Genomic DNA, 23,914 nt, shown 5'->3' with positions numbered 1-23,914 from the left:
GCTTCATTTTTAAAAAATTCTAGTGCATAGTGAATAGCGTTAATAGAATTCTCAGAGAAATCAGTTGGCAATAAAATTTTTTTCATAACATAATGAGATTTATTTCGATACGAAATTACTTAGTATTCTTCAAAAAAGTTATGATAAATATCATCTAGAAATAAGACATTAAATGGAATAGAAACTTTAATAAAAAATTAGTTAGATAATTAATAGAGAACATTGTATTTTCGGCACAATAAATGCTTAGAAATACCTTATTGAACCAAACTAACAATTATGAGATTACTTTTAGTACCCACTTTTATTTTATGCCTTTGTTCAAGCGCCTCTTCTCAAAATAATACTATTACTGCAGGAGAAACCCTAATTTATACAGCATCTTATAACATGTCTGGATTACTTAACGAATTAGCGCAAGTCACCATGGAGACTAGTGAAGTCAAGACATCAAAATCTACCTTATTAAAATTAAAATGTACTGCTACAACCTATAGTAAATGGGATGGCTTTTTTAAAATTAGAGATTTATATGAAAGCTATGTAAACCCAAAAACCTTAAAGCCCTATTTACATAATAGAGATATTAGCGAGGGTGGTTATGAGAAATTCATGAAGTATACATTTAATCATAAGGCTAATAATGTATCGAGCTTAATGCGTAAAAAAAGAAGTGATGGGACGACTTGGGAAGAAAAAAAAACGGTTACGATTAGTGCTTCAACTCGAGATTTAGTAACAACACTTTACCAAATAAGAAACTTAGACATTCACAAGGCTAGTATTGGTGATAGTCAAAATTTCAAAGTGCTTTTTGACAATAAAGAAACGGTGGTAAGACTAAAATATCTTAGTAAAGAAACTATAAATACAGCTTTAGGTAAAAAAGAGTGTTACAAACTTGCCATCTCAGTAAGCAATAGTGACCTACTTAAAGGTAATAATGACAATATTTTATGGCTTACAGCAGATGACAATAAAATACTGGTCTATGCAAAGTTTAAAATAGCAGTTGGTAACGGAGAATTAAAAATTAAGTCGGCTACAGGTCTAAAACATTAATCATATGAAAAAGTTATTTTTAATTTTAGGTTTTATTACTGCAATTCTAGCACTTATTCTAGCTGTAACACCATTGTTTAAAATTGCATACATACCCTCTATAGCTACCTTGATATTTGGCTTACTCGCTTTATTTACTTTCAAAGAAAAGCAACACAACAAAAAACCGATTCAACTTATATTTTTAATGACCATAATAGCTTTAGCACTTACAACTTATAAAGCAGTGTTCAGTAAATCTGAAGTTGGAAACACCGAACAACTTGAGCTAAAAGAAGAACAACTCGAAGAAGAATCAATTGAAGAGCTCGATGGTTTAGAAATTGATGATCTAGGCACAGAATAAATTATTTAAGGTAACCTTTCGGTATTACCTTTTTTTTTGTTTAATTTTACTCTGATTCAGTTCACTATCCCCAAATTACAATGAAATTTCTACTTATTACTTTATCACTTACGTTAGTTGGCTCTTGCGCTACATTGCGACATACCGAAAAAATAGATAAACTCAAAGAAAGTATTGTTTTTGAAGATTCACAAACCGTAGACTCCTATATCAATACGATTTCTAAAGAAGAACTTAAAAATCATGTTTACGCGTTTTCAACAGATGAGTTCCAAGGTCGTAGAACTGGAGAACCAGGACACCATAAGGCCTCTAAATTTTTAAAGGATTACTATATAAAAGAACAAATACAATCCCCATTAGGATCTAAATATTATCAACATATCCCTAAGTCTTTTTTTTCCGGAGATATAAAAAGCTCTCAAAACGTCATCGCCTATGTAAAGGGCAATGAATTTCCTGAGGAAGTGGTTATCATATCAGCACATTCCGATCACGAAGGCTACACAGATACCGAAATTTATAATGGTGCAGATGATAATGGAAGCGGCACAGCTGCAGTAATGGAAATGGCACAGGCATTTAAAAAAGCAGCTTTAGAAGGTCATGGACCAAAACGCAGTATTGTTTTTTTACATCTTACAGGTGAAGAAGTTGGACTTAGAGGGTCAAGATATTACGCTAAATATCCAGTGTTCTCAATGAAAAATACTGTTGCGAACCTTAATATAGATATGATTGGTCGAGTGGACGACGCTCATAAAAACAATCCTAATTATATTTATCTTATTGGTGCAGATCGTTTAAGTACTCAATTACACTATATATCAGAAGCTGCTAACGCTCAGTTTACAAACCTAGAACTAGATTATAAACTTAATAGCGATAAGGACCCTAACCGCTATTATTTTAGATCAGATCATTATAATTTTGCTCAAGAAGGCGTCCCTGTAATTTTCTATTTCAACGGTGAACATGAAGATTATCACCAGCCTACAGATACTCCAGAAAAAATTGACTATGCCTTACTCGAAAAACGAACAAAACTAATTTTCGCAACTGCCTGGTATTTGGCAAATTCAGAAAACAGAATCATCGTAGATCAAGACTATTAATATCTTGTTAAAATTTAGATAAAGCCTCATAGGGTTCATAAGAACTCAATTAGATTTTTCGTAATATCGTGTTATAAATTCATGTAACACTTAAATAATGAAAACATCATTAAACATCTTAGCTGCAACTTTACTTTTAGTAGGTTGTGGAAGCTCTAATCAAAAAACAGTAAATAAGGCACCTGCTGACCCGACAATTTACGGTAACACCATAACCGCTACCGAATTAAAAGACATGCTCTACACCTATGCTTCAGATGACTTTGAAGGACGAGAAACGGGAGAACCTGGTCAAAAGAAAGCAGTTAATTATTTAAAGGATCAATATGTAAATATGGGTATTCCTTCACCGCTCTCTGGTGGTGATTATTTTCAAGAAGTCCCTTTAGAAAAACAAAAAGCTCCAGAAGTAGATATGTCTATCAATGGAACAGCCATGGAAAACTATACAGACTTTCTAATTCTAGGTAATACAGAAACACAACAACTAGACATCAATGAAGTGATTTATGCTGGTTACGGTATTGACTCAGACACCTATTCAGATTATAAAGATTTAGATGTTAAAGGAAAAGTGGTAATTATAAAAGCTGGAGAACCTAAAGATGCTGATGGGAATTATATAACTTCTGGAACTACCGAAGATACAAAATGGAGCACAGGACGTTCATCAATCTCATCAAAAAGAGATGCAGCAAACGATAATGGTGCAAAAGTAATGATCTTTGTTAATGAACAAATGATTGCTCAATATGGGCCTTACTATAAAGAAATTGCAATGTCTGGAGAAGCGGGCAGAATGTCACTAAAAAGTAATGAACCATCTATGGTATCCATGATGGCAAACGAGAAAATGGCAAAAGCCATCTATCCACAAATTATGGAGTCTGATGTGTCAAAAACAATAGCTACAAAAATATCATGTGCTCTTAAAAGTCAAGCAGAAGCTGTAAATTCTGAAAACGTAGTCGCATTCTTAAAAGGAACAGAAAAGCCAGATGAGATTCTTGTAATCTCAGCTCATTTAGACCATGAAGGCATTAAAGACGGTCAAGTTTATAATGGTGCAGATGACGATGGGTCTGGCACAGTTGCTATCCTAGAAATTGCAGAAGCTTTCAAAGCAGCAGCAGAAAAAGGAGATGGGCCAAAACGTTCTATCTTATTTTTACACGTTACAGGAGAAGAAAAAGGGCTTTTAGGATCCAGACATTATTCAGATAATGATCCTATTTTCCCTTTAAAAAATACGGTTGCAGATTTGAACATTGATATGATTGGACGTACAGATCCAAAACGTGAAGGAGACAGAAATTACGTATATCTTATTGGTAGTGATAAACTGAGTACAGATTTACATAACATTTCCGAAGAAGCAAATAAAAAATACACCAATATCATACTCGATTATACCTATAACGACGAGAATGACCCCAACCGTTTCTATTATAGAAGTGACCATTATAACTTCGCTAAAAACAATATCCCTGTTATTTTCTATTTCAATGGGACGCATGACGATTATCACCAGCCAAGTGATACTCCTGATAAAATTCAATATGATTTATTAGAAAACAGAACACGCTTGGTATTCTATACGGCCTGGGAAATTGTAAACCGCGTAGATAGACTTGTTGTCGATAAAGCAGAGACTGAGTAATAGTTGGGCGTTACCCTCAGTCGCGCTTTCGGTAGTCGCTCTCTCCGAGGAGCTTCAACACATACCTCAATCGCTAACGCAAAAAAACAAAAAGGTTTAAGATCTATTTTAAATATCTTGAACCTTTTTAATAAAATCTTTTTTTAGTGAGTGATCACAAACTTAAAATAGATAAAAGGAAAATTAATACTCATCTCTCTGTTTCTAGCCAGAGTATCGTTAAGATTTGTAATATGTGGGTATTTTACAGATACGTTTACAACCAAAAGCTTTAGAGAAATCTATAACCCTCAAAAAAATCACTGACTACAAGCCAACACAAGAGCAATCCTATTTATAATAAAAAGTATTCCATTTCTATTGAAGCCTTTTTTGTTATAACATTCGAGAAACAGCTTCGATTAGTCTAAAATCAGCATATTTCAAAATTCAGATACCAAACCCTATCCTTTAGTTATGAATTAGATGCACAAAAAAAGCTCCTCATTTCTGAGAAGCTTTGATATTCTGGGTGGAAGACCGGTCTCGAACCGGCGACCTTCGGTACCACAAACCGACGCTCTAACCAACTGAGCTACAACCACCATTTGGACACATTTTTCAATGCGTGTGCAAATGTAAAATAATTCACAGTTACTACAAAGACTTTTTTTTAAAATTATTAGTTAAAATAAAATATAACGCCATACAAATGATACTAGTGTCTACAATAGTAGTTTTAACATTCAATATGCTAATGTTAATATTACCGCCAACATTATGACCATAAATGCTTTATAAATTTCACCCACAAAACACCAACAAAAAGCAGACTAACAGATCACAAAAGATTTAAGCATTTTCTAACATATTTTATTCAAGAATAATTTGAAACTTTATTATCTTTCCTTCTTGATTTAACAATCTAAAACAGAACCTTATGGCCTTCTTTAATAAAGTAAAATGGATACTTGGAATTCTTATAGTCTTTGTACTTATTGTGACCACAAACCTCATAGATAAAAATAATTTTATTAGAGTAAGAGACGCGGTTGTTACGATATATGAAGACAGAGTTGTTGCTAGTGACCTGATTTTTGATTTATCAAAATCTGTCCAAGAAAAAGAAATAGCTGCTGCATTATTAGACACCACTTTTTTTTATAATAGAAGTGAGCAATTAGATAAAAATATCTTAGAACTCCTATCTAGATATGATCAAACAAAGCTTACAAAAAAAGAAAAGAAGACTTTAAATAATCTTAAGAGCGATTTTGAAGACTTAAAAATATCTGAAAACATTCTGATAAATTCTAACTTTATTGAAAAACGTTCTTTTTTCAATACCATTTCAGACATTCAAGAAAATCTTTATAATTTATCTAAAATTCAGTTAAGTGAAGGTAAAAGACAAATGTCAATCAGTAAAAAAGCAGTTGATAAGCTTGAAATTTTTACCCAAATAGAAATTTATCTTTTAGCGGTTCTCGCTATAGTCATTCAAATTATCATACTTTATAAACCTAAACAAAGACAAGAAACAGAATAGTTTTATTTAATAATGATTGGGGCGATTATACCAATTGCGCATAAAATAAGGATGTTATCAGTAAAATTATTCTTGTTCTCAATAATAACAAGTGCACATTTCCCTCCTTTATAAGGTTATTTTAAATCAAACAAACTATCCACAGCAACATGGCGCTCAACGGTAAAACCTTCGGCATAATCTACGCCAATTAAACGCCCTAAATCACGAGCTCTATATTTTATACTATCTGTAAAATTTTTACTTGTTATAGGTGTTTGGGGCTCCTTACTATTTGGATCATAGAACTGAGTTTTATAGGCCGCTACAGAAGCCATTTTAATATCTATATATCCTGAAATATCCACAGCTAAATCAGGCTCTAGATTCTTCCATTGGATATAATGATAGACTTGCTTTGGTCGCCATTTGTCTTGTGCTTTCCCATCAAGGTCTGTTTCTATTTTTAGTAGTCCACTTAAAAAACAAGCGTCACTTACCAATTTACTTCCTTTCCCATGATCAATATGTCTATCATCAATGGCATTACACAATACAATCTCTGGTTGATATTTACGTACCATTTCAATAACTTTGAGCTGGTGCTCTTTATCATTTATAAAAAACCCATCTGCAAAGCCTAAATTTTCTCTTACAGTAACACCTAATATTTTCGAAGCATCATTGGCCTCTTGATCTCTAGTTTTCGCTGTACCACGTGTTCCTAACTCTCCGCGAGTTAAATCTATAAGACCTACTTTTTTACCGTTAGCAATTTCTTTAGCGACTGTGCCTCCACATCCTAATTCTATATCATCTGGATGTGCTCCAAATACGAGTATATCTAATTTCATTGAAAGTTCTTATTTTCATTTCCGTGAACCTAACTGTCAGCAGACAGGAACAGGAAAACATATTTATTTAATATAACTGTTACAAATTATAATATCAATTACGATATCCATTCAGCTTGCTCCTCTTCCGTTAAAAAGGTCCATGCTACGACTCTACTTATTTTGTTACCTAAAGAAATCTGCAAAATCTTAAAATCTGTCGCTCCAAGTTTTTTTAATGATGTTTCCATACTTAAAACATGTTGCGTTTTAGAAACTAAACAAGTATACCAAAAGCAGTTGGTTTTTAGAAGTGAACTTTGATACAAATAATTATGCACAAAAGCCTTCTCTCCTCCTGGATACCAAAGTTCTTTTGCAGTACCACTAAAATTACGAGCCACTGTATCGGTTTGCTTTCCTAATCCTTTTTGTTTGAGTAATGTATTTTCATCGGCCTCTGCTTGGTCTTTATAGAATGGAGGATTGCACATCGCAGCACTCACCCTTTCTTTAGATTTTAAAATTCCAGTGAGGATATTCTGTTCGTTATCTTGATAGCGCAATTTGATGGACTTGCTCAACTTGTTTTTTGCTACTATTTTTTCAGCAGACCTCATCGCTTGTGAGTCAATTTCCGTAGCAATAAAATTCCATCCGTACTCTGCTTGTCCCAATAGTGGATAAATACAAGTTGCTCCTGCACCTATATCTAATACTGTAATGTTTTCTTTGACTTCCGAACGTTTTAGCAAAGCATTTAATAAATGAATATACTCAACACGACCTGGAATTGGCGGACATAAATTCGCATCAGAAAATTCCCAATAATCAATGCCGTAATGTACTTTCAATAAAGCTGTATTTAACAATTTTACTGCTTTAGGGTTAGCGAAGTCAATGGTTACATTTCCGAAGGAATTAGTAAAAACGAATTCTTCTAATTTTGGAGAACTCTTCACTAAAAGATCAAAATCATAGCCTTTAGAATGTTTATTATTTTTATGCAAAAGATGTGGTTTTAGTATTAATTATTGCGTGTTCAATATCTATTTTTAAATCTCTAAATGTTTCTATACCTACTGAAAATCGTATCAACTGATCACTAATTCCAACGGCGTCACGCTGCTCTTGAGTTAATAATGAATGAGAGGTTTTTGAAGGTAATAACATGGTACTTTCTACACCTGCCAAACTCATGGAAGGTTTGATTAAATTAAGTTGTTTCATGAATGCCATGGCATCAATATCTTTTCTCAATTCAAAAGACAACATACCTCCATAACCTTTCATTTGTGCTTTTGCCAATAAATGCTCTGGATGACTTTTTAATCCTGGATAATACACTTTAGAGACGTCCTCATGTTTGTCTAAAAACTTAGCCAGTTTGCGAGCATTTTTATTTTGTGCTTTCACGCGAAGTGCTAGTGTTTTCATACTGCGCTCTAACATCCAAACAGTCATATCACTTAAGTTGCCACCGAGATTTTTAGAGACATTCCAAATACGATCCATATGTGCTACAGAACTCGCAACTGCACCTGCCGAAATATCACTGTGACCACCTAAATATTTAGTTGCAGAATGCATCACGATATCTATACCAAAATCTATTGGATTTTGATTTACAGGACTTGCAAATGTATTATCAATAGTCGTAACGATGCCTTTTGATTTTGCTAAATCTGCAACTCCCTTTATATCTGTGATCGTTAATAAGGGATTAGAAGGTGTCTCGATATGAATCAACTTTGTATTGGATTGGATTGCTGCTTCAAAATCTGAAACCGCATATCCATTAGTAAATGTATAGTCGATTCCATATTTATGGAATTCCTCACGAATAAAATTACTCGTACCACCATACAAGGTGTTTTGAACAACGATGTGGTCTCCTTTTTGTAAGAAGGCCAAAAACATATGACTAATCGCTGCCATGCCACTACTAAAAATCATAGCTGCTTCAGTATGCTCAAGTGCTGCTATTTTTTTAGCTAAAAACTCTTGATTTGGTGTATTGAAGTATCTTGGGTAACGCTTAACATCAACACCATCAAACTCATACGATGTAGATAAATAAATTGGTGATACTGCACCTTTAAACTGCTTATCTTTTATTTCACCTACATGAGTGCAAATGGTATTTAAGCCTTGTTTTTTTTTTGACATGAATTATATATTTGTAGCTCTAAAATTACAAAAAAGAATCGCATCAAAATCAATATTAAATAGTGTTTTACTATTTGGATATAATCAATCGTTTATTGAATTTCCCTGTTTTAGTTTTTAGACTAACCAAATAGGTGCCTTTTGAGATATTAGACATTGAAATAGTATAATTACCAAATGTGTTAGATTCCAAATTAGACCATTGCCTTAAGTTCTGTCCCAAAATATTATAAAGATGAATGGCTTCAATATCTAAACCATTTGGTGAGATAATTTGTAGTTCTTTAGTTGAACTAATATAACTAATTTGTGGTATTGCTAATTGAGTCTCCAACTTTGAGAAGGTACTATCTGGAAAAACCATTGTACAAATACTATTTGTAAACGTCACATAAAACCGATTTGTGCTATCACCTTCTGGCATAGTTTCTATAAAATTACTATCTGAAATTGATGTTGTAGTATCGGTAAAAGCATCATAAATAAAAACCTCTATGATCTCATCAAAATGCTCTAGTCCTGTGAGTGAAAATTCTATATGTCCAGCATTAGAAAGAAATATACCTAAAGGATAAGCTTTTGTATTAAGAAATGCTCCAAGACCTTGTATAAGACTTCGCTGTTCACCAACCATCCACCTACTATCATTTGAATAGTTATCACTATTTAAAGCGTCATAACCGAAATCATAGGCTTCTGTTGCAGCATTATTAGGAGTAAACGCTAACAATAAATGTCTAGTATAGCCCGTTGTGGTAGTGACATCAATACGAACACGCTGACCTTGTTCAGAGGTCATAGACGTCATATTAGATTCATTGTTATTTAACGATGCAGAAACACCTTTTGTAGGTATTAAAAAAAGCATAGCGAAGCATAAGTAGTATAAAGCTCTCATTAGATTTGGGGTTTAATGAAATAATATTAAGTTGCTGCTAATGTAATACTAAAAAGGAATAAACACCATGAAGCGCTTAAATAATCGATGAAATGCATAAAGACTTATTGTTTATTTTTATTTACTGGGTTTGAACAAGCATATTAAAATAAAAGCATAGGAATATATAGACAAAATGGAGTATAAAAAGAAACAAAATAACCCTTTATCGAACATATCTGCAAATAATCTAGAGTCTACGTAATTGTCAACCAAACCTATTGATAGTCAATACGTAATTACATATATTCGTAATGCTAATTAATTCAACCACATGTTTAAAGCTGTATTATTTGATATGGACGGTGTCATCGTAGATACTGAGCCTCTTCATCATAAAGCCTATTTCCAAATGTTTAACGATGTCAACATCGATGTATCTGATGCTCTTTATGCCTCTTTTACAGGTCAGTCCACTATGGAGATATGCAATCAACTCATTTCCTATTTTCAATTGCCCTTGTGTGCTCAAACGCTAACCGATATTAAACGTAAGCATTTCAAGGCGCTTTTTATAAGTGATACCTCGCTTCAATTATTAGATGGTGTTTCAACTCTCATCAAGGATTATCATGCCAATGGTATGACTTTAGTTCTTGCCTCTTCTGCATCTATGAAAAACATAAATCGTGTTTTTAAACGTTTTGATCTAGATCAATATTTCGATGCTAAAATTAGTGGTGCCGATTTAAAAGCCTCCAAACCTCATCCTGAAATATTTATTAAGGCAGCAGAATTATCTGGTAAACAGCCCAAGGAATGCTTTGTAATTGAAGATTCTACAAACGGCATATCAGCTGCTAACGCTGCTAATATATATTGCATAGGCTACAATAGTTTACATAGTAAAGATCAAGATTATAGTAAGGCAGATTTGGTAGTGTCATCGTTTGAAGAAATTTCTTATGAGAAACTCAAGGATTTACTTGCTCAAAATCTAGCGTAGATTTTACAAGGTATTTTGATATTTTACACTTCAGAAAATAATAAATATTTTCACAAACCTTAATCAATGCCAAAACCAAAAGGACAAAAAAACGGAAACAATAAATCTAAGCACTCTAAGCTCATGGATCAAAAGAAGAATAAACTTAGACAAGAGGCAGGGTTAAGAAAAGAGCGTTTGAGAGCGATTATTAATAAAGCGAAAGAAGCGTAGTTACCCATATTTACTTTTTGATAAAAAATAAAGTTATAATTCTATTTTAACTTACACCGCTTAAGCTTCTGAGGTCTATTATTTTTAAAAGAGCAGAACTATATTACATAATTATTATTATTTTAATTATCTAATAAACTGATTATACACTGAGTTTAACTCTCAGCATTTCGAAAGAACAATAGATTTTGAACTAATAAAAATTCAAAAAATGACTTGGTAACAGAACACATCTAGGTAAAAATATTAATAAGATTAAAGCATATAGAACAAAAGAAACAGTTTACAGTCTTAATTATCTCTATCTACTTTATCATAAACCCGAATCATCCAAACTGCCCATATTACTACACAAATAGACACAAATACCGAGAAGTATATTATAATATCGTTAGCGTCCATTTTTAATCTGTTTTATGAATATGGCTACTAAAAGTAATGTTGGTGCCCAAAGCCCAATAAATATAGCATGCAACTTATCTCCTCTTTGAAACAGGTATTCTGCAACACCAATAATAAAAACACATAAGGCCAATATAAACAAATTAGCTAGACCTATCTTTTTAATAAAATTCATGATTAAACTATTAACTCTACTAAGATAAAATAAATTTATTGATAATAATAAATACCTCAATTTTAATTTCAATATTTCCATTGACTTCTATGTTTAAAAGTCAGAAATCTTATCGGTTATAAATTTACACTAGAATTAACAACAGATATTCCCCTAGTAATTGTGACTGTAAAACATATAAAAGGAAATAGTATTAGCATCCAAGATTTTAGTTTAAGAAGAGTGTTCTCGACTTGACTAAAAAATTAAAGTGTATTTAACCACTATGAATAAAATGTGTGCTTTATCTTTGCAAAAAAGAATGTTGACTATGTCTCAAGACAAAAAACCAGACCAGATTGTATTTAATAGAGACACGCAACGTTATGATGCAGCGCTAAAACCGTATGCAACTAATGTTGGTGCTCCTGCTATTAAAGTCACAGATAATTCATCTTGGAAAAACAGGAACATCCTTAAAGCCAACAAACAAATCCAGTCTAAATATCTAGAACTTAAAGCTGCCTACGATAAAATGATGGAAGAATTAGAATATAATAACCTCGTTTATAACGCGCGTTATAATTTTGAGCCTATTATTGGTGAATCTTATCATCTTTATCGCGATAAAAAGGAACAACCCTTCTTATCTATTATTGCGCCTAGCGATTGTAACTTTGATTTTATTGGAAGTTTTAAGCTTAATAGCGAGCATGTATGGAAAAAAGTGAATGCTACTGATAATGGACTTAGAACTACCTAGAGTACTTATAGATTTTGGACTCGTAGTGCTCATCTGGATGGTACAATTGCTTATCTATCCTAGTTTTAAGCACTTCCCTTCTAGCGTACTTTTCAAATGGCATAGTCGTTATACCTTTAATATGGCTTTGGTAGTAATGCCTTTGATGCTTGGTCAACTCATTATTTATACGATTCAAATATTCTTTGAGCAAACACTTTTTTCGATCTGCGGAATGCTCGTCGTTCTCACTTTATGGATGTCTACCTTTATACAATTTGTACCATTGCATCAACAGATAAGCGATAATTCTTTTTCTAATAAAACATTGGAGCTTTTAGTGTCTCGCAATTGGATTAGAACCGCTTTGTGGACTGGTTTGTTTATTTGGAGCTTGATTACATTTTTTTGATTTTAGCCTTTTTTGAGTTAATCTGAAATTAGACGATTCTAAACACTCTTCCTTTTGAATGAGTAACGTCTATCGAACTAGGCTTTTAACTAGCAAAAACTAAAAAAAACGAGCCGATTATGAATTATTATTAGATTTTAGTAACTTATTTTGCTCCTTCATTAATTCGGTAAGCTGAGATAACAACTCAATATCTTTAGGTGTTTTTACGATGATGTTTTTAGGATCTTGTGCTTTATCTTTAAGTCTGTTCATGGCTTTTACAACTATAAAAACTGTGAGTCCGACGATTATAAAATCTAAAAAAGTTTCAAATAATATTCCATACTCCACAGCGACTTCCTTTACTGTAACATCGCCTTTCGCATTGTAAACAACATCTCTTAATATATAGCGCTTATCCTGAAACTCAAGTCCATCTGTCATTAATGATAATGGTGGCATAAACACCTTTTTGACCAGTACATCTATTACTTTATTAAAAGCTGCTCCTATGATAATACCGATAGCCATATCCATCATATTACCTTTAACGGCAAACTCTTTGAATTCTTTTAAAAACCTCATATCCTCTAATTTAAATTTGTATTACAAAACTATTTTATAATTAGTCTATTTACTAACCTTATCAATAAAACTTTAAGCAGTTTTACTTCAGAAATTTAACAACTTTTGAATTTAACTCACCCCAACCCTTTAGGAATTAAAGAAAACAATATTTAATATTATCAATACCCATTTGCACAATAAATACTCTAGTGTATTAGCTGTTTAATTGATAATTAAACTTATTAGCTATTTAGATTATATTTTAAAATATTATCTAAATAGGTGATATTTTAGGGTTTCCGAAGAAATTATTATATATTTATATCATGGCTATAGCAATCATCACAGCAGATCTTGTAAATTCAAGAGCTCAGCAACCTCAACTTTGGATGACACATCTCAAAACTATTTTGAACTCCTTTGGTTCAACTCCAAAAAATTGGGAAATCTACAGAGGTGACAGTTTTCAACTAGAAACAGAGCCACAAAACGCATTGCGTACCGCAATTGTTATTAAAGCATATTTAAAATACACAGCAAATCTAGACCTCAGAATCGCTATTGGGATTGGAGACAAAACATACGATAGTGATGCTATTACCTCATCAAACGGAACTGCCTTCATCAACTCTGGTACTTGTTTTGAATCACTAAAAAAGAACCTACTAGCCATAAAAACAGTACATGTAGATTTGGACAACACCCTAAATCTCATGTTTTATTTAGCATCATTTACCTTTAATAACTGGACACAAACTACTGCGGAACTTATTGCATACACACTTACACATCCAAATAAAAACCAGAAACAACTAGCAAGTCATTTTGAGACTACTCAAAGTAATATTAGTCAGAGTTTAAAACGCGGTGGTTATGATGAACTTAAAGCACTCATCAAATACTACGAATCAAAATTAAAAGCGATATGATAGCACTTTTTATATCACTTATATTAGCACATCTCATTGGTGATTTTTTGTTGCAACCACAATCTTGGGTAACACATAAAAACAAGCATAAACAAAAATCAAAATACCTATACCTGCATATTGCAATACATACCGTAGCTCTTTTGTTGACCTTGCAATTTGATAGACGTTATTGGTTAGGATTTTTAATTATTATTGTAAGTCATTTTGGTATAGATCTTACGAAGCTTCATCTCCAAAATAAAAAAAATAAGCGTTTCCTTTTTGGATTAGACCAATTAGCACACTTGGTTGTTATTGCACTAGTAGTCGATCTGTATGAACCATATCTGAGCAACTTCACGTCTTATAACTACTCTAGCATATTACTATTCGCATGTTGTTTTATAGGCCTCAGCAGCATGTCATCTATAGTTATGAAAACCGTTATTTCTAAATGGAATATAGAAAATAAAAAAGACACAAATGATTCTCTAGAACATGCTGGATCCTATATTGGTATTCTAGAGCGACTTTTTGTGTTTTTATTTGTAGTTCTAAATTTTTGGGAAGGCATAGGTTTTTTACTCGCAGCAAAATCAATTTTCAGATTTGGTGATCTTTCTAGGGCTAAGGATAGAAAACTAACCGAATATGTGCTCATAGGAACACTCATCAGTTTTGGAATAGCCATGCTCATAGGGCTAATATTCAACTACCTAATAACCCAGTTATAAACGAACCTATCCCACCTAAATCTCCTCTTTTATTCAAGGAGGCACTTTAGGTGGACTAGTAAAAGCTCACAAAAATGAGGTGTTTATTTTCTGTAATATTTCTTATACTTCCAATAGGCTACTGATGCAATCATGGCTATGACAGCAAGCGTACCGACTATATATTGAACGCTTAAAATCTGCTGACCTGACTGGTATGAGTGTAGACCTGCTAGATAGAAATTCACTCCAAAATAGGTGAATAAAATACTAGCAAATGCCAATATAGAACCAAGATTAAACCCAAAGCGACCTCTAAGTCCTGGCATTAGTCTCATATGAATAACAAAGGCGTAAATAATAATACTAATCAGTGCCCAAGTTTCTTTTGGATCCCAACCCCAATAACGTCCCCAACTTTCGTTGGCCCACATTCCGCCAAGGAAGTTCCCTATTGTTAACATGACCAAACCAACAGTTAGTGACATTTCGTTAATTAATGTAAGTTCTTTAATATTAAGTAACATTTTATCTTTGTTATTTTCCGTAGTAAAAATCATTAATAGCAATACGGTCAACCCTAGAATCATCCCTAAAGCAAACGGTCCATAACTAGCTACAATAACTGCGACATGAATCATTAACCAATAACTATCTAGTACAGGAGATAGGTTACCAATAGCGGGATCCATCCAATTCATGTGTGCCACTAATAATATCATAGCAGTAACAAATGCAGTTGCTGCAAGGGTAAGCATACTTTTTCTCCCAAAGGCAATACCAAAAAACATAGTTGCCCAAGCGACATAAATCATAGACTCATAAGCATCACTCCAAGGTGCATGCCCAGAAATATACCAACGCACAATTAATCCTCCTGTATGAACTAAAAATAACACAAAAATGGCAATCCCAAGACCTTTAACAATCACATCTAAGACTTTACTTTTTGACTTAAAAATCTGTATGATAAGCAAAACAAAAAGCACCAGTCCAATTAGCATATAATAGGAATATAACTTTTTAAAGATGTCATATTTATTATATAAGATTTCGGTTTTTACTTTTTCATCTGATAACATGACTTCGCTCCCAACTTCAGCTTGACTATTTTTAAATCCTGCCAACAGCTTGTCTGCCAGTTTATAGTCACCCGATTGTTTCGCATTATATAATTCTCCTATATAGAAACCAAAACTGTTTTCAATAAACTTTCCGTAGAGTGTATCTTTAATTTGTTCGCGATAGTCTTCCTTGTATTCGGTTTGTGAAATCCATGTATTAACCTCGTCATTTGGGACCGGAAAAATTTTAATTGAACGACCGTCAAGCGTGTTAAACAATAGACTCATACGATCATAAGCTTCCTTTAACTGACTTTGATAACCATTAGGGATTTCAGCAGCATAAGCCTCTTTAAGATAAGGCCCTATTTTATTTCGCCCTTCATCGGTTAAGAAATCTGTAATAGACACGTACTTTTGATCTTTATCTACACCTATTATTTTTCGAATAGAATCGCCTTTACTCTTTGCTAAATAAATGATGGGTACGTTGTACCAAAACAAGGGACTCTCCTGCATGGACAGTAACACCTGATTAGCATCAAACTCTTCATAGTGATCACGCTTACTTAATTTTCTAAGTATTTCTGAAGCGAATGTATTCATTGGCATCATGCGTCCGCTGTAATCTTGTATCACTAACTCACCAAACTTATCTGAGTGTATCTTTGGTGTCACGTTAGAGCGTATTACAGAATCAATTTCTGCTTTTGAAGGGCGATCAATTTTAATCTTAGGTCTTTCTTTTGTGCTATGGTCATGACCGTCGCCTTCAAAATGTTCTTGAACTGTTTTAGTTTTATGATCGTGCCCATCATCTGCTGAGTGTTCTTGCGGTTGTTCCTGTTGCACTGGTGCCTCGTGATTATGTCCATCATTTGGACCATGTTCTTGAGAAAAACCGACCATACTCGAAGCAAGTAAAAGAATCGTTAACAACTTTGCTTTGCTCACTTTCACTTTTTCAAGCATGCGCTTTAAATCTGCAAAACGAGTTCCTTTACTAAATAGAATAGACATTAAACCAAAGTATAATAACATATACCCAAAATAAGTGACCCATGTTCCCCATTGATCATGATTTACAGAAAGCTTGGTTCCTTTTTCATCTGGAAAAAAACTAGATTGAAAAAACCGATAACCTTCCTCATCTAAAACGTTATTCATAAAAATCTTATAATCGTACGGTGTTTCGTTAGGTTTTATGACTGTGACTTCACTAGAGAACGCAGAGAAATTATCTTCCGTTCCCGGATAACGATCCGCAACAAAATCATTGAGTTTAATACTAAATGGCAATTCTTTAACGATAGAACCATATTTTACGGCAATGTCTAAACCGCCTACTTTGACTTGTTCAAAGCGTCCGTTGACGTATTGCCCACCTAATAAATTGACCGTTTTAGTTTCTCCGTTAGCAGTCACGTCCACAATAACACCATCTTCTCGACTTTGCAACATCTCTGATTTTTTCACAACTCCAAACTCTCCTTGCATCACTGGCTTAGGAAACACGATCGCCATATTTGCAACCTGATAACGTGACCTTAATTTTAGTGGTTGGATCGAATCCTTCACTAATTTCCCGGTGACTTGCGTTGCCATTGTCATATAATCTCCCTCAAAAGGGGACTCTATAAACATGAGATTGTCTTTCGTAGTTATATTAATAGCACCTGCTGTTGGACTATTTAGTGTAAATACGATATTATGGATCAGCTCACCATCTTTATCGCCATCCTTAATATAATGACTATGTGGGCCCTGATCCCCAGCTTCTACCAATTTAAGATAAGAGTCACCAACATCACCTGGAATAATATCTAGTTCTGCATCTTTAACAAACTTTTTAACTTGGATGGTTACTGATGTTCCGTTGTATTCTGTATTTAAAGTAAGATCATTATCCAAACGTTCAGAAAAATCAACCCGCTCCTGCTCTACCCGTCTTTGTTGTTGTCCGTTGACAATTAAATCGCCATCAATAAACGTGGTTAAAAAAACATCTCTTGTAAGGTAGGTGTTTTCTGTTTCGCCTTCACCAATTGGCATCCAACCTTCAAAACCTATATATCGTGTAATTCCTGCTCCTATAAAAATAAATATAAAAGACAAGTGTAGTGTTAATGTAGCCCATTTCGCTTTTTTATAGAGCCTGTACCTAAAGATATTGCCGATGAAATTTATAACAAACATCATCTGGATAGCCTCAAACCACCAAGAATTATAAATATAATACCTTGAGTAGGGTGTTGGAGATGTATCTTGACCAGCATCCATAAACGTACCAATAATCATAGATACAAAATAGACAATAAATAAAATACCAGTTAGACGTGTAGAAAAGAGAATATTAGCAAGTTTCTTTTGCATAGCAAGAAAGGTTCATTTTAGTTTTTCAAAGATAGCTAATTTAGTTCGTTTAGTATTGGACAAATTGTGTCAAAAATGTGTTAAATATATATATTAGTGGTGAGTTACTTTATATGAATTTAGATGTCGTAATTTCATCAACTCATATCTACTTTTCTGATTTATAATTTATCTTAAAACAAAACGAACATTAGAAATTAAAACCTTACCTCCAGAATTACTCATACCTTCTATTTTATGCAAAGGTAATCGTGACTATTTATATAGGGCACCGCCTATCGTTTGCTCTTTATTTTAGTAATTATCGAAAAGTCTATTCTTATTTAGAATGATGATCCAGTGAATTTATGAATCAAACTGATGCATGCGATCTAATGCTTAAAAAAATAGTCATTCATATGCTTTACTCGCATGGTTTTCTTCAATATTATGAGTCGTATTTAACCTTCACTATAGCCTTCTTTGGTTATTTTTTTAGATACCAAAACGGTAAGCTCGCTGCACATTAACATTACAATAAATGGGTATGAATAAAAAAATATTAAATAGCGCTACAGTCGTCAATTTATTTCCCTTGGTTTTAGATATTATAAAAGACCTATTACAATTTGGCTTGTCTTGCCTCAAACATCTTTAAGTACATAAAGGTTCCCATTTTTCGGGCGCGACGTTTTGCAGTTTCTGTGACATCTCCTTTAAAAAGTTCTTCGAGTGTTTCATACCAAAGGTTGAGCCAAATACCAAAGTGAAGCTCTGAGATACTATGATCAAAATACTTATCGACCTTGACGTGAGCTTCTAGCGGATTTCCATAGTACTTCTTATCCAGCTTTTTGGCCATAAATAAACTCGTTTCCCAAAAGGTCGTCAAGTGCTCCAAATGCGCATCCCAATCTCTAATCATTTCATTAAAAAAAGGCCCTAGTATATCGTCTTTACGTACCTTTTTATAAAACGTATCCACTAATAAAAACACATCTTCTCGATTACTAATATCTTGGCTCATAGCTACAAATGTAATTACTCAAGATAAATTAAAGTATGATAATTATCATTTCTTATTTCTATTGTATTTTAGCAGTATGATTACAATAGTTATTTTAGGAGCAGGCAATGTTGCTCATCATTTATATAAAGCTTTTTTTTCTGCGGAAAACGTTACCATCAAGCAATGGTACAATCGAGACATAAAAAGCATGAGACCTTTTAACAGCGAAGTGCTATTAACAAGTGATCTGTCGCAACTCGTTGAAGCAGACATTTATATCATTGCAGTTAGTGATGATGCTATAACTCAACTATCTGAACAATTACCCTTTGAAGACCGTTTGGTCGTGCATACTTCAGGGAGTGTAAGTCCTTATGATATAGATAAAAAAAATAGACGCGGTATTTTTTACCCATTACAGACGTTTTCTAAAGGCGCTGAGATTAATTTTGCAGAAGTTCCATTATGTCTAGAAACCCTAATGCGTAAAGATTATCAGCAGTTAAAACACTTAGGGCAATCCATTTCAAAGCATACAAAACGGGTCAATAGCGATCAACGCGCTGCCTTACATTTAGCGGCAGTATTTGTGAATAATTTTACAAATCAATTATTTAGAGTAGCGCATGAAATTACAGAGTCTCAAGGGGCCGAATTTGATTTACTTAAACCGCTCATTTTAGAAACTGCAAATAAAATTCAAAACCTGTCTCCTTTTAGGGCTCAAACTGGCCCTGCCAAACGCAATGATAAAAAAACAATTAAAAGGCACTTAAAAATGCTCGATAATGAGCATCATAAAGACATTTACAAGTTAATGACTGCTTCAATAAAGAAAACTCATGCTTCGACAAGCGCAACAACTAAAAAAAAAGATAATTAAATGGACGATAAAAGTTATAAAGAGTATCTAGAACACATTACCACTTTCATTTTTGATGTAGATGGTGTACTTACCGATGGAACTGTTACAGTAATGACCAACGGTGACATGCTAAGACGTATGAATATTAAAGACGGCTATGCACTTAAAACAGCTATAGATGCTGGATTTAACATCTGTATTATTTCTGGAGGAAGCAATATTGGTGTACAAAAACGTTTGGAAGGCTTGGGCATTACAGATATTTATTTAGGTGCTCACCAAAAGGTCAATCAATTTCATGAGTATGTGACGAACAACAATATAGAGGCAAAAAACGTATTGTATATGGGAGATGATATGCCAGATATTCCTGTCATGAAATTAGTTGGATTGGCTGTTTGTCCGCAAGATGCTGCCATAGAAGTCAAAGCTGTAAGCCATTATATTTCTCATAAAGGAGGTGGACAAGGTGCTGTACGAGACATCATTGAGCAAATCATGAAAGTACAAGGCAAATGGGACGGGAATTTTAATGCCAACTATGATTAGTATGGGTGTCCACTTTAACTTCTCACAAACCTGATTCGATTTAAAAAAAAAGACTGAAGACTCAATATCATTTAGAATTCAGCACTCATCAAATTTAGTATAATACAAGTTAACACCTAACAGTACATTGCACATTTTAAATCTTATTCGTTGGAAAAATCTAGTACTGATTATCATTGCACAAGTACTTATCAAATTTTCACTTTTTGAAGCTTTTGACATACCCACAACTTTAAATACATTAGGTTTTTGGCTTTTAGTCATTACGACGCTTTGTATCGCTGCTGCAGGCAATATCATTAATGATATTTACGATGTTGAAACAGATACTATTAACAAACCCAACAAAGTCATTATTGGTAAACAAGTTTCAGAAAACCTCGCCTATAATCTATTTTTTACTCTAAATATTACAGGTATTATTCTAGGCTTTTTCTTAGCACATAGCATTGATCAAGGTTCATTATTTGCCATTTTTGTTATTATTTCTTTAGCGCTTTATGTGTATGCGTCTTATTTGAAAGGGACGGTATTATTTGGAAATATTCTCATCTCTTTTTTAGTAGCAATGAGTATTATTATTGTTGCCATTTTTGATTTATTACCAGCAATAACGGCTCAAAACAGAGCTACTCAACTCACTTTTTTTGATATTATTTTTGATTATGCCATTTTCGCCTTCTTAATTAATTTAATTCGGGAAATAGTTAAAGATATACAAGATGTTGATGGCGATTATAAAGCAGGCATGAGGACCTTACCCATCGTTTTAGGTCGTGCGCGTGCAAATAAAATTGCGTTTATAGTAAGTATGATACCTATTGGTGCTGTTATTTATTTTATGGTGACTTATTTATATACACAACCAATTGCAATTGGCTATTTTCTGCTTTTTATTATTGCGCCTTTAATCTATGCGACCATAAAAATTTTTGGAGCTGCCGACAACTTTCACTATAAGCATATTAGCTTGGTTTACAAATTGGTAATGCTTTTTGGGATTTTATCGTTGTTACTTTACCCCCTTTTAATTAAAACGACTTAAAAATGATTCAAGACAAACTCAAAAATTACCATCTAATTCTCGCTTCAGGATCACCTCGACGTCAGCAATTTTTTAAAGATTTAGGATTAGATTTTGAGATTAGGTTAAAGCCCATTGATGAAGTGTATCCAAACCAATTACATCATTCTGAAGTTAGTGATTATTTAGCTCAATTAAAGTCAGAACCTTTTAAAAACGAATTGAAAGACAAGGACATTCTAGTGACTAGTGACACTATTGTTTGGCATAACAACATAGCCTTAGGAAAACCTAAAGATTACGATGATGCATTTCAAATGCTATTTTCTATGAGTAACTCCTCTCACGAAGTGATTACCTCTATTACATTTACCACCAAAATATCTCAAAAAACAGTAAATGCTGTTACAAAAGTGACTTTTAATGCGCTCACTACAAACGAAATTGATTATTACGTCAAAACCTTCAAACCTTATGATAAAGCTGGCGCCTACGGAATTCAAGAATGGATTGGCCAAATAGGAATCGCTAGTATTGAAGGCTCTTACACGAATGTCGTAGGCTTACCGACACACCTCCTTTACAAAACGTTAAACAGCATGGTTTTATAAGGTTTGATTTGTAATTTTACCAAAATTTATAGCCATGAATAAACGCTATTTAGTATTATTTGTTTTCTTCGTAATATTTATGTCTTGTAGAGACAATACGACAACAAAAGACGAAGCTTTACAAAGTGAGCCAATTTCCGAAGCACCAAAAACGCTTCCGAAGTTACCTGATTTTAAACCTTCTCAAGAATTTAAAGACTATTGGTATGCTGGAGAAGCAGAAATATCATCCTATCAATTAGAACAAGCACGTTATGGAGAAATGCGAGATGGCATGGCTGTTTTAGTGTTTGTTACAGAAGATTTTCTCCCACAAAAACAAGTCAAAGCAGATCGCTATGACGAAGCTAATACGCCTCTTTTAAAATTAAATTTCACGAAAAATTTCAACACTGGTGTGTATCCGTATTCTATAATGCAATCTACGTTTTACCCTGTGAGTAATAACCAGCATGCACTAAAAGTAAGTTGCTCTGTGCAAGAATGGTGCGGACATGTATATTCGCAACTTAACAATCGTGAGAAATTTGAAATGACATCATACAGTTATTTTGAAAGTGAAGGAGATGAAGAGATCACTTTAGATAAAGCCATTTTAGAAAATGAATTGTGGACAAAATTACGAATAGACCCTAAAAGCCTACCTACTGGTGAATTACAAATTATTCCGTCCATGGAATATATTCGATTAAAGCATATAGAAACGAAACCCTATTTTGCAAAAGCGATTAATAAAGACGGACAATATATCATCTATTACAATAGGCTTGATCGTAAATTAATTATTAATTATAATCCAGAATTCCCTTATGACATAACGAGCTGGGAAGAGACCTACAAAGACGGTTACGGTGCACGTTCCAAAATACTTACAACAAAAGGTACAAAACTTAAAACCATCAAATCTGCTTATTGGAGTAAAAACTCAAATGCAGATGAAAATTTACGCAAAACTCTTCAACTTAAATAGCGAACTATTTAAGTTGTACTCTATCTTTGAATGACCAACTAAACACATTTTTATGTTTTTTGAAACTTACAAATCTCAATTGATTATTACTGGTTTTGTGCTACTTATCATACTATTGATTCGTTTTATAAGTCACGAGCTCGTTAAGAAAATGGGAAGAAAAAGCGGAGTTAATGATGCTCGTATTAAACTAATACGCAGATACATAACTGTAACACTGTTTATTATAACTTTAATAATTCAATCCTTTGTTTTTGGTGCAGAATTCAAAGACATGGCAGTCGTATTCTCTTCTGTTTTTGCAGTTATAGGGATTGCACTTTTCGCTATTTGGTCTATTTTAAGTAATGTCACTTCAGGAATTATTATGTTCTTTTCTTTTCCTTATAAAGTAGGTGATAAAATCAAAATCCATGATAAAGATTTCCCAATTGAAGCCATTATAGAAGATATTAGAGCATTCCAACTGCACTTAAGGTTAGACAGTGGAGATCTTGTTACATATCCTAATAATTTGATTCTCCAAAAAGCGGTGACTTTATTAGAGAAAGACGCCATTGAAGGGCTTCATGATGACGGGAGTGATTCTATTTAAGAAACTATGAGTAAAACGTTTTATAAATTACTTTCTTTTTTCTTCGGAATATTCTGCTTTGGAGGAATAAAAGAGACCTATGGAGTACTAACATCCAGTGCTCCAGATATAGTTTTAGAGCGCACGTACCTAACAATTATGGCGCTTTTAATTACAGGAGCCTTTTTAAGTTTAACTATTTATTTTTATCGCAAAGGAACCAAT

General features: G+C 33.3%; 26 protein-coding genes, 1 tRNA gene and 1 pseudogene. 18 read left to right on the top strand and 10 right to left on the bottom strand.

What is annotated here, in order from left to right; genetic code table 11:
• Positions 1–86, bottom strand: a pseudogene (locus tag ACJAZK_RS11935) (universal stress protein); the annotation flags it as partial.
• Positions 87–279: 193 nt separating this feature from the next.
• Here ACJAZK_RS11935 and ACJAZK_RS11930 point away from each other — a divergent pair.
• From ACJAZK_RS11930 to ACJAZK_RS11915, 4 genes are all read left to right on the top strand, one after another.
• On the top strand, positions 280–1,062 hold the full coding sequence (locus tag ACJAZK_RS11930; RefSeq protein WP_415224184.1) for a DUF3108 domain-containing protein: 783 nt from the start codon (positions 280–282) through the stop codon (positions 1,060–1,062).
• A gap of 4 nt (positions 1,063–1,066) precedes the next feature.
• On the top strand, positions 1,067–1,408 hold the full coding sequence (locus ACJAZK_RS11925) for an FUSC family protein (protein ID WP_415224183.1): 342 nt from the start codon (positions 1,067–1,069) through the stop codon (positions 1,406–1,408).
• 80 nt (positions 1,409–1,488) lie between these two features.
• Positions 1,489–2,523 carry a M28 family metallopeptidase gene (locus ACJAZK_RS11920; protein ID WP_415224182.1) on the top strand — a complete coding sequence of 345 codons (1,035 nt, stop codon included), beginning with the start codon at positions 1,489–1,491 and terminating at the stop codon, positions 2,521–2,523.
• Positions 2,524–2,620: 97 nt separating this feature from the next.
• Positions 2,621–4,183, top strand: coding sequence for a M28 family peptidase (locus ACJAZK_RS11915; protein ID WP_415224181.1), 1,563 nt, complete (start codon positions 2,621–2,623; stop codon positions 4,181–4,183).
• A 509-nt stretch (positions 4,184–4,692) separates the two neighbouring features.
• On the opposite strand, the gene ACJAZK_RS11910 is transcribed toward ACJAZK_RS11915, so the two are convergent.
• Positions 4,693–4,768 (bottom strand) — tRNA-His (locus ACJAZK_RS11910).
• Positions 4,769–5,102: 334 nt separating this feature from the next.
• Here ACJAZK_RS11910 and ACJAZK_RS11905 point away from each other — a divergent pair.
• Positions 5,103–5,711, top strand: a complete 609-nt coding sequence (locus ACJAZK_RS11905; protein WP_415224180.1) for an MCP four helix bundle domain-containing protein — start codon at positions 5,103–5,105, stop codon at positions 5,709–5,711.
• Between the two features lie 116 nt (positions 5,712–5,827).
• Here the strand turns inward: ACJAZK_RS11905 and bshB1 are convergent, their stop codons facing one another.
• The 4 genes from bshB1 to ACJAZK_RS11885 all read right to left on the bottom strand — a co-directional run bounded on the left by bshB1 (position 5,828) and on the right by ACJAZK_RS11885 (position 9,590).
• Positions 5,828–6,544, bottom strand: coding sequence for a bacillithiol biosynthesis deacetylase BshB1 (gene bshB1 / locus ACJAZK_RS11900; protein ID WP_415224179.1), 717 nt, complete (start codon positions 6,542–6,544; stop codon positions 5,828–5,830).
• A gap of 98 nt (positions 6,545–6,642) precedes the next feature.
• Positions 6,643–7,533, bottom strand: a complete 891-nt coding sequence (gene rlmF / locus ACJAZK_RS11895; protein ID WP_415224178.1) for a 23S rRNA (adenine(1618)-N(6))-methyltransferase RlmF — start codon at positions 7,531–7,533, stop codon at positions 6,643–6,645.
• Positions 7,526–8,692, bottom strand: a complete 1,167-nt coding sequence (locus ACJAZK_RS11890) for a trans-sulfuration enzyme family protein (protein ID WP_415224177.1) — start codon at positions 8,690–8,692, stop codon at positions 7,526–7,528. Before ACJAZK_RS11890 ends, rlmF begins: the two co-directional genes overlap by 8 nt.
• 70 nt (positions 8,693–8,762) lie before the next feature.
• Positions 8,763–9,590, bottom strand: a complete 828-nt coding sequence (locus ACJAZK_RS11885) for a T9SS type A sorting domain-containing protein (RefSeq protein ID WP_415224176.1) — start codon at positions 9,588–9,590, stop codon at positions 8,763–8,765.
• Between the two features lie 313 nt (positions 9,591–9,903).
• On the opposite strand from ACJAZK_RS11885, the gene ACJAZK_RS11880 reads away from it, so the two are divergent.
• Positions 9,904–10,575: an HAD family hydrolase gene (locus tag ACJAZK_RS11880; protein WP_415224175.1), complete on the top strand. Its 672-nt coding sequence runs from the start codon at positions 9,904–9,906 to the stop codon at positions 10,573–10,575.
• Between the two features lie 66 nt (positions 10,576–10,641).
• Positions 10,642–10,788 carry a hypothetical protein gene (locus ACJAZK_RS11875; RefSeq protein ID WP_415224174.1) on the top strand — a complete coding sequence of 49 codons (147 nt, stop codon included), beginning with the start codon at positions 10,642–10,644 and terminating at the stop codon, positions 10,786–10,788.
• Between the two features lie 391 nt (positions 10,789–11,179).
• Here the strand turns inward: ACJAZK_RS11875 and ACJAZK_RS11870 are convergent, their stop codons facing one another.
• Complete coding sequence (locus ACJAZK_RS11870; RefSeq protein ID WP_415224173.1) at positions 11,180–11,365, bottom strand: hypothetical protein; 186 nt, start codon at positions 11,363–11,365, stop codon at positions 11,180–11,182.
• A 310-nt stretch (positions 11,366–11,675) separates the two neighbouring features.
• On the opposite strand from ACJAZK_RS11870, the gene ACJAZK_RS11865 reads away from it, so the two are divergent.
• A complete protein-coding gene (locus ACJAZK_RS11865; RefSeq protein ID WP_415224172.1) occupies positions 11,676–12,107 on the top strand; it encodes a DUF2452 domain-containing protein in 432 nt (143 codons plus the stop codon).
• A complete protein-coding gene (locus ACJAZK_RS11860) occupies positions 12,088–12,498 on the top strand; it encodes a hypothetical protein (protein WP_415224171.1) in 411 nt (136 codons plus the stop codon). The genes ACJAZK_RS11865 and ACJAZK_RS11860 overlap by 20 nt, the downstream gene beginning before the upstream one ends.
• A 117-nt stretch (positions 12,499–12,615) precedes the next feature.
• On the opposite strand, the gene mscL is transcribed toward ACJAZK_RS11860, so the two are convergent.
• Positions 12,616–13,065: a large conductance mechanosensitive channel protein MscL gene (gene mscL, locus ACJAZK_RS11855; RefSeq protein ID WP_415224170.1), complete on the bottom strand. Its 450-nt coding sequence runs from the start codon at positions 13,063–13,065 to the stop codon at positions 12,616–12,618.
• 308 nt (positions 13,066–13,373) lie between these two features.
• Here mscL and ACJAZK_RS11850 point away from each other — a divergent pair, with 308 nt between their 5' ends.
• Together ACJAZK_RS11850 and ACJAZK_RS11845 are read left to right on the top strand one after the other, a co-directional pair.
• Entirely contained in the window at positions 13,374–13,976 is a 603-nt protein-coding gene (locus ACJAZK_RS11850) for a transcriptional regulator (RefSeq protein WP_415224169.1), read from the top strand.
• Complete coding sequence (locus ACJAZK_RS11845) at positions 13,973–14,692, top strand: DUF3307 domain-containing protein (protein WP_415224168.1); 720 nt, start codon at positions 13,973–13,975, stop codon at positions 14,690–14,692. Before ACJAZK_RS11850 ends, ACJAZK_RS11845 begins: the two co-directional genes overlap by 4 nt.
• Before the next feature lie 83 nt (positions 14,693–14,775).
• Here the strand turns inward: ACJAZK_RS11845 and ccsA are convergent, their stop codons facing one another.
• Both ccsA and ACJAZK_RS11835 read right to left on the bottom strand, forming a co-directional pair.
• Positions 14,776–18,108, bottom strand: a complete 3,333-nt coding sequence (gene ccsA, locus ACJAZK_RS11840) for a cytochrome c biogenesis protein CcsA (RefSeq protein ID WP_415224167.1) — start codon at positions 18,106–18,108, stop codon at positions 14,776–14,778.
• 601 nt (positions 18,109–18,709) lie between these two features.
• A complete protein-coding gene (locus ACJAZK_RS11835) occupies positions 18,710–19,114 on the bottom strand; it encodes a group III truncated hemoglobin (RefSeq protein WP_415224166.1) in 405 nt (134 codons plus the stop codon).
• Positions 19,115–19,190: 76 nt separating this feature from the next.
• Here ACJAZK_RS11835 and ACJAZK_RS11830 point away from each other — a divergent pair, with 76 nt between their 5' ends.
• The 7 genes from ACJAZK_RS11830 to ACJAZK_RS11800 all read left to right on the top strand — a co-directional run.
• Complete coding sequence (locus ACJAZK_RS11830) at positions 19,191–19,979, top strand: Rossmann-like and DUF2520 domain-containing protein (protein ID WP_415224165.1); 789 nt, start codon at positions 19,191–19,193, stop codon at positions 19,977–19,979.
• Positions 19,980–20,510 carry a KdsC family phosphatase gene (locus ACJAZK_RS11825; RefSeq protein WP_415224164.1) on the top strand — a complete coding sequence of 177 codons (531 nt, stop codon included), beginning with the start codon at positions 19,980–19,982 and terminating at the stop codon, positions 20,508–20,510.
• A 127-nt stretch (positions 20,511–20,637) separates the two neighbouring features.
• Entirely contained in the window at positions 20,638–21,555 is a 918-nt protein-coding gene (locus ACJAZK_RS11820) for a geranylgeranylglycerol-phosphate geranylgeranyltransferase (protein WP_415224163.1), read from the top strand.
• 2 nt (positions 21,556–21,557) lie between these two features.
• Positions 21,558–22,145, top strand: a complete 588-nt coding sequence (locus tag ACJAZK_RS11815; protein WP_415224162.1) for a Maf family nucleotide pyrophosphatase — start codon at positions 21,558–21,560, stop codon at positions 22,143–22,145.
• Between the two features lie 34 nt (positions 22,146–22,179).
• The gene (locus ACJAZK_RS11810; RefSeq protein WP_415224161.1) at positions 22,180–23,115 is read left to right on the top strand and encodes a septum formation inhibitor Maf; all 936 of its coding nucleotides are present in this window, start codon (positions 22,180–22,182) and stop codon (positions 23,113–23,115) included.
• 52 nt (positions 23,116–23,167) lie between these two features.
• Positions 23,168–23,710: a mechanosensitive ion channel domain-containing protein gene (locus tag ACJAZK_RS11805; protein WP_028872717.1), complete on the top strand. Its 543-nt coding sequence runs from the start codon at positions 23,168–23,170 to the stop codon at positions 23,708–23,710.
• A gap of 6 nt (positions 23,711–23,716) precedes the next feature.
• Positions 23,717–23,914: hypothetical protein (locus tag ACJAZK_RS11800; RefSeq protein WP_415224160.1), on the top strand; the 198-nt coding region annotated here is incomplete at its 3' end.

Source organism: Psychroserpens sp., from assembly GCF_047633235.1.
Lineage (GTDB): Bacteria > Bacteroidota > Bacteroidia > Flavobacteriales > Flavobacteriaceae > Psychroserpens.
The sequence above is the reverse complement of the archived record's forward strand: the minus strand, read 5'-3'. Positions and strand labels throughout refer to the sequence as shown.